This is a genomic window from Microcoleus sp. N9_A2, from assembly GCF_036701775.1.
Lineage (GTDB): Bacteria > Cyanobacteriota > Cyanobacteriia > Cyanobacteriales > Microcoleaceae > Microcoleus.
The window spans coordinates 90,583-106,662 of record NZ_JAUBRH010000019.1 but is presented as its reverse complement, the minus strand read 5'-3'; the positions used below and the strand labels follow the sequence as shown (position 1 = coordinate 106,662).

The following is a 16,080-nucleotide window of genomic DNA, read 5'->3' as shown; positions in this document are numbered from 1 at the left end:
TTCTTCCATGTCACTTAATTTATCAGATTTTCTCCGCTTTTTGGGCTATTTCTCTTTTACCCCCCCTGAACGGTTACGAGAATTCTTTCTGCAAGCTTTTAAACTCTTAATCGAGGAAAAGTTTAAAGTTGACAATATGACTCCGTGTTGGAGAGCTTACTGAAAAACTTATGTCTAGGAGCATGAGAGACGCTAACAAATATATATTTGAGGTATTAGCTGCATTTGTCCAAAAAAGTGAAGTTGCTGTGTCTGTTTCTAATAATAAACGATGTATTGAGACAAATACTAAAGATAAAGAATGGTTGCAAAAACTCAAAATTATAAACAAGCAGTTACTTTTACCCAATTTCCAAACAGCATCATTTGAATTTAATAGCCAGAAATACTTTGTTGCCGTCGGTTGGCAGAGTAAACAAACTATTGATAGTGATGAAGTTATTGAATTTGTAGAACTGAATGCGGGCATAGTTACAGCATTACTATTTGAACTTAAAATTCCTCTTAGCCATGAAGCAAATCCTTATGATATTGCCGAGAATATTTTATATGATGACCCTATAAACTCAATAATTAAATATGAAAATTATTCTTTAATAAGCAATGTTTTTGAACCATTTTCTGTCTATCGAATTCCAGAAAATTCTCCTTTTGTCGAAAAAAATGATATAGATTTAATAAGGATATCAGGCTTCTATGCTTTAAAAAATAGCCAACTAATTGCCTTGAAATTTTCTAGTCAAACATTTGATAAATTTGAAAATCTTTTTTTTGAAGGATCAAAAAACATACCTTATGAAAATTTATTATTTAGTTTAGTTTCTGTTTCTTGGAAATATTCATTTCTCGATATTTATAGATGTATAGAAATGCTGTTTCCCCTATCATATTTAGAAATTTTTCACAAGGAATTGAAGATCGAAGATTCGCTCTTAAAGTTTTCGGCTGATGTTGAAAAGTACATGGGTTGGAAACCTAAAGAAAAAGATGCGGTTAATAAACTAATTGACGAGTCCCCGGAAGAAGCTCGTAAGTTATTGCGAGAAATTAAAAGATTGCTTGATGGTACAGAAGAAGGTAATTGTGGAGATTTTGTTTATAAAATTCGGAATTCTATAGTTCATTTTAGACCAGCAACTCAGTCTATTAATATGGAGGATAATAATTGGGATATGCTAATAACAGCATCTTTACATATCGTTGAATATTGGTATAAGCAATATGACGAACAATTAACGCTTAGATAGTCCCTCCATACCTTACCAACCTTTTCAACAATTCCTACTTTAAAACTTCAAATATGAGGATAAATTAACTAATGATCGGCACAATTGCCACCGAATAAAAACTAAAAATTCCAGTTGTCTATGCCGCTTATACCGATGCCAAAGGGGGCAATATAGGAAAAATTTTCAACAACCCAGAAATCCTGCGCCACTTGATGCTATATTTGTCACCCCCCAGCTTTTGCATTGCCCTACTCTTCAAGTTCTAAATATCGAGCCAAAATCCGTTGAATTTCTGGTATTTGTTGCAACTCCAATTGCCCAAGACAGCGCACAAGTCTGCGTTTATCAAACGTCATCGGATCGACACACACGATAAAACTCTCGGTACTCAGACCATTGAGAGTCGAAGGAATTACTGGCAAAACAATGGGTCGTAAATGCTCGTTTGGAACAGCAGAAGTGATGGGCAGAACTGTGACTTTACTGCGTTGATTAAAAGCAGTTCCTGAAATAATTACCGCCGGTCGAGTCTTGCGGATTTCTGTACCGACTGAGGGATCGAAATTCACGAGCCAGATGCTTCCCAGTCGGTAATCGCTGCTTGCTGCCATGCTTCATCCTCATCGGTTAATTTATCGCTCAGTTCATCCAGCAATAAACAGGCTTCTACCATTGCCTGCTGTTCTTGTTGTTTGCGCCATGCTTGCAATAAAAGCTCAACTAGCCGACTGCGATTTTCTACACGCTCGTCAATGTAACGCACTAGCTCATCTGGCAAAGAGATAGATACTTTCATATTATTTATGCCACTTTTAATACTACCAATGGTAGCACATCGATCGAGCAAATAGCAAGCTGATGAAGTAGAGCAGCAGCAATGCCGATTCCGTCTGATTCCGATCGCCCCCTACACAAAATTAGCCGGATCTTGATCTCGCCGATGCTTCAGCAGAATCGGAGTACCCTGGCCATCACCCACCAAAGCCGCCGTTTCCTCCAAAGCTTCCCTCAAGCGCTTCGCCGCGTAAATCGACATATCGCGGGGCACATTTACCCGATCGCGCAAATACCGCAAAGCCGCATCAGAACCCGCCGGCGGCGTACAAACTTCGCCAGTCATCATCAAAGTTAAAGCACAACGCAAAGCCTCATCGAATAAGTTGTCATCAGCAGGATTGACTCGAACGATGTTGCGGTGGTGCTTAATGACGCGATGAAGTGCTTCAGCGCGGGAAGTTTCCGGTTCTGGATACATCACATCCGGCAGTCCAGCCCAAGGCCCATTATCCACGCGGGCTTTATTGAGTAGCATCTGAGGTTCGCCGTTTTCATAACACCCGCCCATCTGAGGCGGTAAATCGTGGACGTGGGTGTGAAAATCGCTCTGAGTGCCGCGATAGGTGGGGCGGCTTTCCATCCCCGCAAACCAGTCGCCAAAGCGCGGGTTTTCTTCCCGCATCGAGTAGCCTTTGTAGTAGTAAAGACTGGCATTCATCCGTTCGACATAGGGCGTAAAGATGACATCCGCAGTGCCAAATTCATCGAGGAAATAAGGCCCAGGGGTGCTAGCCAGAGCTTTTTCTACTTCGGCGACGACACTGATAAATTGGTTGCGGTTGTGCTGTTCTACTTTGGCTGAACTCGCCGGGTAACACAGCCAAGAGCACCAGGCCCTAAACAGCAGTCGCTCTAACCGCCGCATGGGTATTACTGCCGGGTTTTCCATCCCCAAACCCAAGGGGCCGAAAACTCGTTCTAGGGCGATTAAGATATCATCGCTTTCGGTGATAATGCGGCCGTCTAGTTCGATCGCCGGTAGCATTCCCGACGGCACTTTCCGCTTGTACCAACTTTCCTTTTCCCCATAGCAGAACATAGTAACTTTGTCAATACGGTAAGGGATTTCTTTTTCTTCCAGCCACAGCCAGATTTTTTGGCAGTAGGGACACCAAGCATGGTTATCGCGGTACAGAGTGACTCGCACATCGGATTCGGTTTTACCAAAGAGGCGCAAGCGGGCTTGGGCGTTCGTTGGCCCGTTGACGCGATCGAGTTCAAAGTCTGTGAGGGCTTCTAATTCTGTCCAGCTAAGGGGGGTGGCGATCGTGGCGGTGGATGTCATAGGTGAATTAGTGCTGATAATGGTTCCCCAAAATATAGACTAAATGTATAGCTTTTCTTGGTCGCGATCGTCCACAAGTTAGCCACCCCCTTGATGATTCGGCGGTTAAAAGAGACTGTTGACTTTGTATGAAGGGTATTACGCCTCATACAAAGTCACAACCAATAGCGAGAATGATTATGTAATCAAAGTCACATTAAATAATCTAATTCAACTTGACATTCATATTTTGTAGTTTCTCTTTTAACCATTCCTCAAACAGAAGATTTTCCAAATCTCGCTTTAAAGCACCTTCTAACGAAGCAGGTAGCAGTTGTTCAACTTTCAACAAACAATAGCGTCCCTCAATCTGAAGCGGGCCAATAATTTGTCCAACTTGTGCATTTTCTGTGGCCTTACGAACCATTTCTGGCATCTGAGCGCGAATAACTGGCCCCATTACCCCACCTACTACAGCATCATCTACGGTGGAGTATTGTTTAGCTAATTGGGCAAAATCTGCACCCTGTTCTAGTTGCGGTTTCAAATCTTGAGCAATTTCTGGATGCTGTACGACAATGCGTGAAAGGACAACCCGATCCAAATTTTCTTTATTTTGCACAAAGTGTTTTTGTACTTTTAATGCTGTGACCTTTTCTTTGAGATTTTCTTGTTTGATCCGAAAAATCACTTGCTGTTTAAGCACAGCATAATTTATCCCATTTGTCAATAACCATTTTTGGAAACTTTCAGGGCTAGTTAATTGCTGTTGCAACCGAAATTCTAGGATAAATTGTTCTACGATATCGGCTTCCGGTTCTGGAATTTCTAAAGCTTTTATTTCGTTTTCTACAAGATACTGCTGGGCAATTTCTAACACAACTGTTGATAATTTACCAGCCGTGCGGAGATAGTCAAGGGATTGTTCTAAAGATAAAGTTACACTGTCGATCGATAAAAAATTGTTGATGTCCATTAGAAACTGTTGGTTAATGAGGGCGGTTAAAATTGTAAGGGCAGGTTAGAACTATCCGTAGTTTACCCGCCCCGCATCGATACTAGCTAACTAGCAACTTGAGCAACGTGGGATTGGTAACCACTTTGGTAAGCGAGTTGGCGACACCTTTGAAATTGCCATCGCCTACCGCTTTGAAAGCATTGACTAAATCCTCGACACCGGGAATCATGTACATTCCTTCAAAGAAAGCATCCAAATACTTACCTTCTCTTAAGTTAACAGCAGCTTGGGCTAAATGTTCACCTTCCGGGAATCCAGCAACTTTGAATCCTGTAGAAAGCGCTTTTAGGTAGTCGCCTTGCTGCAAACTCCACGCCATGTCTACCCAATTCTTACCATCTTGGAACTTGGCAACGTCAAAGCCAGTCGAGAGTGCTTTGAGATAATCGCCCTCCTTGACAGACTGCACCATATCTATCCAATTTGTACCATCTTGGAACTTGGCAACGTCAAAGCCAGTAGAAAGTGCCTTGAGATAATCACCGTCTTTAATAGACCAAGCAGCATCGACCCAACTTTGAATCGTTTGGAAGTTGGAGTTTAAGAAAGCACCAATCGCTTTTCGATTCGCTTCCGCAGTTCCGCGCGTACTTAATGAGGTTGAAACATAGGGCGATACCAGTCCTAATGCGGCCAAGAACAGTGTGTAATCTAATTCTTTGTATTGGAAGGCAGGATTGCTCAAATCGAGAACAGAAAGAGAAGAGAATTTTACCCCAGATGCTTTTTGTTCGCCCTTAATTTCCACACCATTCAGCACAGCCAGTCCGTGTTTTTTCCAGACAAAAGGATTAGAGTACGAGGAAAGAACGGCTTGACCGGGCAGGAATGCTTCTCCAGCCATTTGGACTATATCGCCAGATACGACGTAGTGGGTTACATTTTCTGGATTGCCTTTATTCTTGGCAAATTTAAGCGCGATCGAATCATCAATTCCGGGAGAATTAAAGGTGACAGTTTGACCCACTTTATCTGTAAATTCAGCCGCAATTGTTTGAGCTAATGCACCGCCTAAACTGTGACCCACAACATCAGGACGGCGACCTTGCTGATTTTGAGCCGCTAACCAAGCTTCGATCTCATTCTTATTCGCTTGGAATTGACTGTAACCGATGCTAATAGGATTGGCATCTTCCAAAACATCTTTTAACGTTGCGATGCCTTGCCGTTCCGTTGGGCTGCCTGCCGTACCGCGAACGGCAAGAACGGGTGGTTGACTGCCATCAATTGAAACAAGACCTACGGCATAAAATCCAGTGCTGGGATCGGAAATTACTTTGTCAACTTTGTAACCGGAGTTCAGCACTTCACCGACAGCGAGTTTATTGCCCAAGAGACTGTTATTGTTGAAAGCTGGTTCGGCAATAGCAGATACTTCAGGATCTTCGTAGGCAATACCGCGAGCCAGATATTCGTATAACTTGTGTTTTTGCGGGATAGCTGCGGGGTCTATACTTTGTCCTGGCAGCGAGTAATCGTCTGTAATAGCATCAAAAACATTCCCCACAAATGTTCCAGCATTACCCAAACCAGCCGTTTCTAAACCTGCACTCAAAGCTTGCTTGTAGTCGCCATCTTTAACTGCCCAGGCAACGTCTACAAATTTGTCAGCATTGGCAAATCCAGTGGTTGATAAACCCGTACTCAGAGCTTTCTTATAGTCACCATCTTTGATAGCCCAGGCAATATCGACAAATTTCTCAGCATTATTAAACCCAGCGCCCGACAAACCAGCACTTAAAACATCCTTCCAGTCGCCATCTTTCATCGCCCAGGCAACATCTACAAAGGTGTTGGCGACATCGTTTTTTACATCAAGCTCTTTGAGGATATCTTTCAAGGCAGTCTTGTAGTCTTTGTTGATAATTCCCCAGCCGACATCTACTAGGATATTGACCAGCGTATCTGGAACAGCAGAGCCACCGGGTATTATACCTAGCACTCCATTGATAGCGTTCTTGACAACCTGTTTCCAATCTCCTCCAATCAGGGCAATCAATCCCTCTATGCCATTGACAACAGTGCCGACAACTGGAATTTTCTTTAAGACATCAAGGACAGCACCAACGTCTATACCGTCGAGGGAACTTTTAAGTTTGGCCGCGAGGTCATCTGCTAATTTTTTGACAGGGTTATTTTTATCCAATAACTCCTTAAATTCTTGACCCTGTTTCTTGATGTCGTCAATGCTCTTGGGAATGCGATTAGCTACTTCTTCAGCTACCTTACTGATAGCAATCCAACCTTTTTCCAAGCTCTTTTGCACGGAATGAACAGCATTGTTAGTTCCATTCCAGGCATCAGTCACCCAACCCGTCACTGAATTGGCAGTTGCTATGGTGGCGTTCCAGGTTGCTGCTGCTGTGTTTCTAACGTAGTCAGCAGCATTTACGAAACTATTCCAGCCGTTATTCACTGCACCGTCTATTGAGGTAGCAGCACTACCAACAGCATTCAAGCCATCATCAAGTTTTTCTCTAACGTAGTTAGCAGCATTCCACGTTTCCGATGCAAACTTGCTATTGAGCTGTTGTAGATAAACATCGGCATTTAGCATCGCTTGGCTAGTCTTTTGGGCAACTTGATCGAGAACTGTCACCGCACTGTCAAGCGATTGCCAGGTGCTGTTTGTCAAATCTCTTGCCCACTGCGGGAAGGGGTTGGAAGAACTACCACCACCTGAACCGCCAGAATTTCCAAACAATCCTCCAACTACTGCACCTGTTACAGGATCGCCTAAAACAGCACCAATTCCTGCACCTACAACAGCACCTCCCCAACTCCAAGCGGCTCGTTCTGTAGCAATACTACTGCCTGTACTATTCCAAACTGTACCTGTCATCTTGGCTTCCAGATCGTAGTAGTAGTACAAGTTGTAGAAGTCTTTCCAGTAAACTTCTGGGATGCCATAAGTTCTCAGAGTATTTTCAAACAGATCAAAGTTAGCAGGCTTGTAGGTTTCTGGTTCAGTTGCTTTCGCCAAATGCACCCCCGCCGCAATATTTAGCAGTCCCAAACCTGTTTTAGTATCCCAACCTGGCGTATCCAAGTCAGTCGCCGTGCGGCGAAGAATATCCATCACTTGGGTGTAGTTCAAATTGGGGTTCGCAGCCCAAATTAAAGATGCTGCACCTGTAACTTTAGCTGCTGCTACCGATGAACCAACAGCACCATTACTAGCAGTTCCCTGTGCCAAGATGTCAACACCCTTGCCGTAGTTGGAATAATCAATTTCCCCATAGCTGGAATAATCTGCCCGTTGCCAACCTTCAGCAGCACCCGCAACCAGAATATTGTCAAACTCTTTAGTTGCTTGACTTAGAGCAGACATGAGATCGTTCTGATTTCCTGTTGCGGCAACAACTAACACATTATTCTGCTGGGCATAAGTTAGAGCCGCTCTTTCTAAAGCAGTCAATTCGTGGCGCGTGACAACAATACCATCAGGTAAAGTCTGAGTTAGGTCGAAGCTGAGGTTAACTACAGAATTTGGTTGTCTTGATGCTTTGGCAGTATCAACAAACTCAATCAATGACTGTGCCCAATCGTTTGAATCAACAGCACCTCCTAGCCAAATCGGTGACTTATCATTGATGCCATCAATCCCAATGTTGTTTTTACGAGTCGCACCAATAATCTCTAGGATTTTAGTACCGTGATCGTTTCGCCACCATTCCCCAGAATCCAGCAAGGGGTTTTCGTCACCACCAACTAAATCTTTACCCAGTGTAATGCGCGAGTAGTCAATGTCTGGATTTTCGGCACTAAAACCCGTGTCAATAACGCCAATGAGTGGCAAACCGGATTTTGCATTATCGGGGGTGTTGTACCAACGATTTTCAAAGGTGGCGATTTTTGCCCAAACATCAATTTGAGCTTGAGTATCGTCAACAGAATCATTCCAAGAATTAGTAATTGCGCTATACTGATTCCAAGCGTCACTCATAACCTGCTGGCGAGTGCTGTCTTGCTCTTGATAATGAGTCCAAGCATCTGCCATAACAGCATCAGTATAGTTATCCAGAGCGTAGTATTGATTCCAAGCATCGTTGATTACCCCAGTTTGATAATCATTCATGCTGTTATATTGACTCCAAGCATCATTTATCATCCCAACTCGGTAGTTATCCAAATCGCGGTAGTCGTTCCAAGCATTGCTGATAACGGCATCCGTGTAGGAATCAAAGCTGTTATACTCACTCCAAGCATTGTCCACGACTTCAACTCGATAGTCATTCCACGCCCGGTAGTTGCGGGAAGCATTATTTAAGCTTGTATTTCTGTCCGTGGCATTATTGTTATAATCGATTACAGCATTATTCACTAGAGAGTCGCTGTAGTTGCTGAGGGCATCATACTCGTTCCATGCTGCATCTCCTACACCATATTGATTAAATTCATCTACAACATGGTTGGTACGATCGATCATCCAGTTTTCAATCCGGACGATCTCGTTCCAGTTATGGTTCGTCCATCCATACATCCAGTCGGAAACGCGATTGATTTCATTTGCCGTGTATGCTGCCCAGTCGTACATATACTGTCCGCTACCCGATATTTCATTGTTGAGGTAGTTATCCCAGGCATTTATGTAGTCCGTGTTGCTGGAGAGATTTTGCCAGATATCCCAAGCTTGGTTGTATGTAGAGCTATCGATAGAAGAGACTTCTCCTTGTAAATAGTTCGTCCAAGCATTCATAGAATCTCCACTGCTGGAAATTTGATTGCCTAGATAATCTACCCAAGCATTCATGTAGTTTCCATTACTCGATAGATTGCTCCCGATATCGGGAACTTGATTGTAGATAGAGTTCCCCGCATCACTCAGTTCATTTTGAAGACTTTGTAACTCTTGCTCTCCACTTGCTTCTAATTTGGTCATTTGGGAGTTTGCTTGTTCTAGCCACTCGTTAACGACGGTTTGGGGTGTAACAACTGACTCTGTAATTGTTACTTGTGCAGGGGAGGCGATCGGCCCTTTTCCCTCATCCTTACTAGCTGAATTTTCTACCACGGTTGGTTGTGGGATGGAGCCTGAATTACTGTCTGCTGAAGTGGGCGCGATCGCTCCTATCTCCCCACCCTCATTTGCAACAGTTTCCCCTAAAGTTGGCTGTGTGGTGGATTTCGAGTTATTGTCTTGAGTTGAAGGGGCGATCGCTCCTATCTCCCCACCCTCATTTGCAACAGTTTCCCCTAAAGTTGGCGGGGTATTAGAAGCTGAATTATTATTTTGGGTTGTGGACGTGAGCTCATCGGAGTTGGTAGAAGTTACATCAGTTTCCGTTTTAGCAGGATCGGATGTTGCGGCGGCTGGAGTGACGACGGGGGTATCTGATTTTGATACTTCAGAGGCGATCGCTCCTGAATTATTATTGGTTACTACTGCTGAATCGAGATTTTTTGGAGTATCGGATACGATCGCTCCTGCATCCCCCGTGACGCTAGATGAAGACTCGGTTGTCACAACTTGCTGTTCTGGCGATACTGGTGTGGTCGATCCAGAGTCAAGCGGTGCGATCGCTTTATTTTCACTCTCAGAAGTTACCGCTGTTTCATCTGTGACAGGGGAAGTTTCCTCAACGGAAACTGATGGTTTCTCGATCGCGGGCGCGAGCTCATCGGAGTTGGTAGAAGTTACTTCAGTTTCAGTTTTAGCAGGATCGGATGTTGCGGGTGCAGTCACAACAGGGGTGTCTGATTTTGATACTTCAGAGGCGATCGCTCCTGTTTTACTAGCGTTATCTACCTGGTTATCTGTATTGCCGAAAACACTATCTAGCAACTCATCTGTTACCAACTCCCCAACGTTGGGATTCTCCGGTGTTACGTAAGGTTTAGCATACTCAGTCAACGCTTTACCCAAGTTAGTTGGACGCCAATCTTTCTTGAGATCGATGACGCTATCTATACTGACTGCGCTCCCCGTCGCACCCCGCACCTGGAAGATAATGTCATTGTAGTCGCTATCTGTACCTGGCTTGTCTACCCGCAAATCTTCCATGACAAAGGTATTTCCTATACCCGTGACATCGGCAATTTGCCCAGTCATAAAGCTACCATTTGGGTTAGCCATTGGCAGGGAAAATAAAGGCCGTGCGTCATCACCTGTTGCAGACTTGTTTGCAACTTGCTGTAAGTTAGCTCGATTAGGAACTAAGATGAAAGCAAACGTATCCCCTGGAAGCATTGTCAAGGTTTTAACGCCTTTATACTCGCCTTGATTACGGTTGATGTCGTCAGGGAGATCGCCATTAAATCGGGCTCCTTCAGTAGCATCGTTAATGACGACATAACCCAAATTAGAATTACTTACCGCTCTGCGTGCAGCCTCAGTAATAAAAGCATCGGAGTTTTGAGCTAATTTCTCCATCCCCTCCAGATTAAAAATCCCTAACTCTCCCTCATATCCACCTCCGTCAAACAGATAATCAATCCCAACATTGCCAGTTTCACCAACTTTAAATACCCCCATGTTAAATGTAAAGTTTTGAGATGTAGTGACAACGGGAGTATCTGATTTTGATACTTCAGAGGCGATCGCGACTGAATTATTATTAGTTACTACTCCTGAATCGGGATTTTTGGGAGTAGAAGTATCGGATACGATCGCTCCTTCATCCCCTGTGACGCTAGATGAAGACTCGGTTGTCACAACTGGCTTTTCGGACGATACTGGTGTGGTTGATCCAGTGTCAAGCGGTGCGATCGCTTGATCTTCACTCTCAGAAGTTACCGCTGCTTTATCTGTGACAGGAGAAGTTTCCTCAACGGAAACTGATGGTTTCTCGATCGCTGGTGCGAGTGCCTCTGAGTTGGTAGAAGTTACATCAGTTTCAGTTTTAGCAGGATCGGATGTTGCGGGTGCAGTGACGACGGGGGTATCTGATTTTGATAATTCAGAGGCGATCGCTCCTGAATTATTATTGGTTACTACTCCTGAATCGGGATTTTTGGGAGTAGAAGTATCGGATACGATCGCTCCTGCATCCCCCGTGACGCTAGCTGAAGACTCGGTTGTCACAACTGGCTTTTCTGACGATACTGGTGTGGTTGCTCCAGTGTCAAGCGGTGTGATCGCTTGATCTTCACTCTCAGAAGTTACCGCTGCTTTATCTGTGACAGGGGAAGTTTCCTCAACGGAAACTGATGGTTTCTCGATCGCACCAGCGATCGTTTTATTTTCAGTTGAAGTAATGGAAGTGTCGGGCGTCTTAGATTCACTTGTTGCTGGCGTAACGTTTTCTTTTGGCTGTTCCGTATTGTTAAGTGTTTGGCTTTGAGAAGCAGAAGGATTCGTTAATGAGTCCGGTTTTGAATTATCTATTACCGCTTCGTTTAGTTTTAAGCCTGTTAGGGTATCGATTCTTGTATCGGATGTACTAGATTTAGAGGTTACATCAGTTGAAAAAATAATTGTTTGGGTGGTGCTAGATACGGGCAAAATTACATTGTTAATTTCCTCGATTTTTAAGTCTAAAATAGTTGGTGATATATCTTTGTTAGTCGCTGAATCGTTAGCAATAACTGAATTAATAACAGAGTGACCACTGTTTATTTTATCTGATGCTGGTACGAGTGGATTTGTCGATCCTATTACTGCATCTAGGTTGCTTTTTTCATTTTCCAGGTTAAGCGTAGCGTTGTAATTAATTAATTCGCTCACGGTAAAGACCCTCTGATTTATCTACGTTGAATGGGTGGTTTTAGTGGATTTATCGTTGCCTGAATTTCAAAAAGTAAATTTTTAAGCATGGCAATAAAATTAAGCAGCTCTTGCAATGCCCATTACTACCTGATAACGAAACTGGATTAGATATGCACCCTTTTGATAGCTATTACTCTTAAGTGTGAACTTGGCTGGTTAAATCTATCTTGTTCAGTAATAACACTGATGCGCCGATCGCGTCTGTGAGTAAAAGTTATAAATAGTTATATCGTGGCTGCAAACTCTACCAACTTTTTAAGTATAATGGCTTAAACGCCTGCAATTGGGGACAGGAACCACGACCCTTGCGCTAACAAACCGGATAATTTTAAATAAATGACGATCGACGAAGCACTGCTTTTCCTCGACTCAGTTCTCAAACAAGAGCATCTCAACGATATTCACATACTGGTATTGCGGCAGTCTTGGGAAGGACACTCTTATCCACAGATTGCCAAAAGCGCGGGTTATGATGCCGAATATATTAAGTTTGTTGGCTTTCAGTTATGGCAAGTTCTCAGTCGGGTATTCGGAGAAAAAGTCACCAAGAGTAACGTTCAGTCAGTTATGCGACGGAAAGCACAACAGGCACAAGTAACCGTCGCACTACCCAATAGCCAAATTAGTCACAATATCAACCAACAAATCGATCGCAGTAGTGCGATCGCCGATCGAGTTGCAACAGACGTAACAAAACTCAACAAAACGATTAATTGGGGAGAAGCAATTGATGTTTCTATTTTCTACGGACGTGCAGAGGAATTAGCTTTATTAGAAAAGTGGCTAATTGTCGATCGCTGCCGCCTAGTGACGCTGTTGGGGATGGGTGGAATTGGCAAAACCTCTCTCTCTATCAAGGTAGCAGAACGCATCCAAGAACAATTTGATTATATTATCTGGCACAGTCTCCGCAATGCTCCATTAATACTCGACTTATTGGTAGAATTGATTCAATTTCTCTCGAACCAACAGGAAACGAATTTACCGGAAACTGTGGATGCTGGAATCTCGCGCCTGATGCACTATCTGCGACAGCATCGGTGTCTTTTAATATTAGATAACGTCGAGTCAATTCTACAAGAAGAAGAATGCACGGGTTGTTATCGACAGGGATATGAAGGATACGGTCAACTTCTGCGATGCGTAGCCGAAATCAACCATAAAAGTACCCTGCTACTAACCAGTCGAGAAAAACCGATCGGTGTAGCAGCTAAAGAAGGCGAAACTTTGCCTGTTCGTTCATTACAACTGACAGGTTTAACCACCCCAAGAGCACGGGAGATTTTTCAACGCATCGGTTCTTTTCAAGGGTTAGACTCCGAATGGGATATTTTGATATCCCACTATGCCGGAAATCCCCTAGCATTAAAAATGGTCGCTCCAGCCATTCGCGACTTTTTTGACAGTAGCCTGACCAAATTTTTAGAACTTTTAAATCAAGGAAGTTTAGTATTTGATGATATTCGGAACCTATTAGACCGACAATTCAATCGTTTATCAGATTTAGAAAAAAAGGTGATGTACTGGCTGGCTATTAATCGGGAGCCAGTCTCGCTGGGAGAGTTACAACAAGATTTAGTTTCAAAATTAACTGTCAAAGAATTACTAGAAGTTTTAGGTTCTCTCGTTAGACGTTCTCTCATCGAAAAAACCTCAGACGGCTACACTCAACAACCCGTCGTCATGGAATACATGACGGAACGATTAATCGAAAAAGTCTGCACTGAGATAACCAGCAGCGAAATTGACCTTCTCAGAAGCCTGGCTCTTCTCAAAGCTACAGCTAAAGAATACATTAGAGATACTCAATCAAGTCTGATCCTCAAACCTATTGCCGAGCGACTGCTTTTTAGTTTTGAATGCCAGCAACTTTTCGAAAACCAACTCAAACCAATTTTGGCATCGCTGCGCGGTAAACCAACACTAGAAACTGGCTACGCTGCGGGTAATATTATAAATCTATTGCGTCAGATGCAGCCAGATTTAAGCGGTTGGAATTTTTCTAATTTGACCGTTTGGCAAGCTTATTTAGCCGATACGAATTTGCATCAGGTCAACTTTGCTGGTGCTAATTTAGCTAATTCCGTTTTCGCCGAAGTTTTGGGAAGTGGTTTGTCAGTCGCTTTTAGCCCGGATGGAAAACTTTTAGCAATGGGCGATACAAATGGTGAGATTCACTTGTGGCAAATGCCAGAAGTTAGGCTGCTGAGAACTAGCAAAGAATACGGCAGCATCGTGTTATCCGCTGCTTTTAGTCCGGATGGGAAAACTCTTGCTACTGGCGGTAGTAACGGGACTATTCGTTGCTGGGATGTTAGCAGTTGGTCTATCCGTCAAATATTGCAGGGAAATCATAGCAGTGTGCTGGGAGTTGCTTTCAGTCCAGATGGCAAGATGCTTGCTAGTGGCATCGGTGATGGAACTGTGCGTTTTTGGGATTGGAGTAATGGACGATGTTTGCTAACTTTGCCAGCATACAAAAGTCAGGCTTGGTCGATCGCATTCAGTCCTCCAGGTAAGATTTTAGCTAGTGGCGGTGATGATGGAATACTTAAACTGTGGGATGTTGCTACTGGACAATGCCTGAAAATGTTTGAGAGTGACAGTCGTCAAATTCGATCAGTTGCTTTCAGTTTAGATGGTAAAACGGTAGCCTGTGGTGGTCATGATGCTTTGATTCGCATCTGGGATATTAGCACGGATCGAGTCGTGAGCATTTGCTCTGGACACTCACGAATAGTGGTGTCTGTTGCCTTTAGTCCAGATGGTCAGATTTTAGCAAGTTGCAGCGAAGACAGCACCGTGAGATTGTGGGAGGTGGCATCGGGTGAGTGTCTAAAAACGCTACAAAAACACACCAGTCGGGTTTCAGCCGTCGCGTTTAATCCTGATGGCAAAACTTTAGCTAGCACTGGTGAAGACTGTACGGTGAGACTGTGGGATGTTAAAACAGGTCATTGCCTGAAAACAGTATTGGGGCAAAGCAATCCAGTAAATTCGGTAGTTTTCTCGCCCGATGGCCAAACTTTAGCTAGTAGCGATCGCGCCGTGAGATTATGGAATATCAAAACGGGGAAGTGTTTTAAAAGTATACAGGATGGACGTACTAATCGATTGAAATCCATTGCCTTCAGTCTGAATGGGGACTTGCTGGCGAGTGGATTCTCTGACACTCGTGTCAGGTTATGGGATACTGCGATCGGTGAATGTCTAAAAAGTTTAGAGGGTCATTCTGCTTGGGTTTGGGGAGTTGCCATCAGTCCCGACGGTAAGACATTGGCAAGTTTCAGTGAAGACCAGACGATCAAATTATGGGAGATGAGCACAGGGCAATGTCTTGATACTTTTACTCAGCATGAGAGTTGGGTGATGGGAATTGCTTTTAGTCCTTCAGGTGATATCCTGGCTTCTGCGAGTACCGATAAGACGGTGAAGTTATGGGATCTCAGTACAGGGAAAGTTTTAAGAACTTTGATGGGAAATAGCGGCTGGGTTTGGTCTGTTGCCTTTAGTCCTGACGGTAATATCTTGGCAAGCAGCAACAGTGACGGTAGTATCAAGTTTTGGGATATCAATACCGGAGAATGTCTGACAAGTTTAGAGGGACATGAGGGTATTGTGTCATCTGTAATGTTCAGTCCTGATGGTACACAGTTGGCGAGTGGCGGTCATGACCAAACTGTACGAGTGTGGGATGTTAGCACGGGTAGATGTTTGCAAGTTCTCGAAGGACATGACAATTGGGTATGGTCAGTTGCGTGTAGTTCAGATGGTCAAATTCTAGCCAGTGCCAGCCAAGATGAGACGATTAAGCTTTGGGATGCAGTGACGGGTAAGTGCATCAAAACCTTACCAATTCCCAAACCTTATGAAGGAATGAATATTACAGGTGTTAAAGGTTTAACTGAGGCGACTATTGCGACGCTCAAAACACTGGGGGCAGTTGAAGTAAGTTGATCTGGACTTATACCAAATCCGGGTTTACTACCCCTTTTTTTGTATTATTTGTCATTGCGAGGAACGA

General features: G+C 43.7%; 7 protein-coding genes. 2 read left to right on the top strand and 5 right to left on the bottom strand.

Going from position 1 to position 16,080, the window contains the following annotated elements; genetic code table 11:
- Window positions 1-182: 182 nt before the first annotated feature.
- Window positions 183-1,247, top strand: a complete 1,065-nt coding sequence (locus QUA44_RS14250; protein WP_333251975.1) for a hypothetical protein — start codon at window positions 183-185, stop codon at window positions 1,245-1,247.
- Between the two features lie 230 nt (window positions 1,248-1,477).
- Here the strand turns inward: QUA44_RS14250 and QUA44_RS14245 are convergent, their stop codons facing one another.
- The 5 genes from QUA44_RS14245 to QUA44_RS14225 form a co-directional block, all read right to left on the bottom strand.
- A complete protein-coding gene (locus tag QUA44_RS14245) occupies window positions 1,478-1,840 on the bottom strand; it encodes a type II toxin-antitoxin system PemK/MazF family toxin (RefSeq protein WP_333251974.1) in 363 nt (120 codons plus the stop codon).
- Window positions 1,795-2,025 (bottom strand): ribbon-helix-helix domain-containing protein, encoded by a 231-nt coding sequence (locus QUA44_RS14240; RefSeq protein ID WP_333251973.1) that lies wholly within the window; start codon window positions 2,023-2,025, stop codon window positions 1,795-1,797. Before QUA44_RS14240 ends, QUA44_RS14245 begins: the two co-directional genes overlap by 46 nt.
- Window positions 2,026-2,136: 111 nt before the next feature.
- A complete protein-coding gene (locus QUA44_RS14235) occupies window positions 2,137-3,351 on the bottom strand; it encodes a glutathione S-transferase family protein (protein WP_333251972.1) in 1,215 nt (404 codons plus the stop codon).
- 205 nt (window positions 3,352-3,556) lie between these two features.
- Window positions 3,557-4,306, bottom strand: a complete 750-nt coding sequence (locus QUA44_RS14230; RefSeq protein WP_333251971.1) for a peptidylprolyl isomerase — start codon at window positions 4,304-4,306, stop codon at window positions 3,557-3,559.
- Window positions 4,307-4,388: 82 nt separating this feature from the next.
- A complete protein-coding gene (locus QUA44_RS14225; RefSeq protein WP_333251970.1) occupies window positions 4,389-12,014 on the bottom strand; it encodes a S8 family serine peptidase in 7,626 nt (2,541 codons plus the stop codon).
- Window positions 12,015-12,392: 378 nt separating this feature from the next.
- Here QUA44_RS14225 and QUA44_RS14220 point away from each other — a divergent pair, with 378 nt between their 5' ends.
- On the top strand, window positions 12,393-16,013 hold the full coding sequence (locus QUA44_RS14220; RefSeq protein WP_333251969.1) for a WD40 domain-containing protein: 3,621 nt from the start codon (window positions 12,393-12,395) through the stop codon (window positions 16,011-16,013).
- The last annotated feature ends 67 nt before the right edge of the window (window positions 16,014-16,080 follow it).

Excerpts from the sequence above, each read along its gene's own strand:
- QUA44_RS14250 (WP_333251975.1), top strand. The coding sequence starts at position 183 with ATGAGAGACGCTAACAAATATATATTTGAGGTATTAGCTGCATTTGTC.
- QUA44_RS14245 (WP_333251974.1), bottom strand. The coding sequence starts at position 1,840 with ATGGCAGCAAGCAGCGATTACCGACTGGGAAGCATCTGGCTCGTGAAT.
- QUA44_RS14240 (WP_333251973.1), bottom strand. The coding sequence starts at position 2,025 with ATGAAAGTATCTATCTCTTTGCCAGATGAGCTAGTGCGTTACATTGAC.
- QUA44_RS14235 (WP_333251972.1), bottom strand. The coding sequence starts at position 3,351 with ATGACATCCACCGCCACGATCGCCACCCCCCTTAGCTGGACAGAATTA.
- QUA44_RS14230 (WP_333251971.1), bottom strand. The coding sequence starts at position 4,306 with ATGGACATCAACAATTTTTTATCGATCGACAGTGTAACTTTATCTTTA.
- QUA44_RS14220 (WP_333251969.1), top strand. The coding sequence starts at position 12,393 with ATGACGATCGACGAAGCACTGCTTTTCCTCGACTCAGTTCTCAAACAA.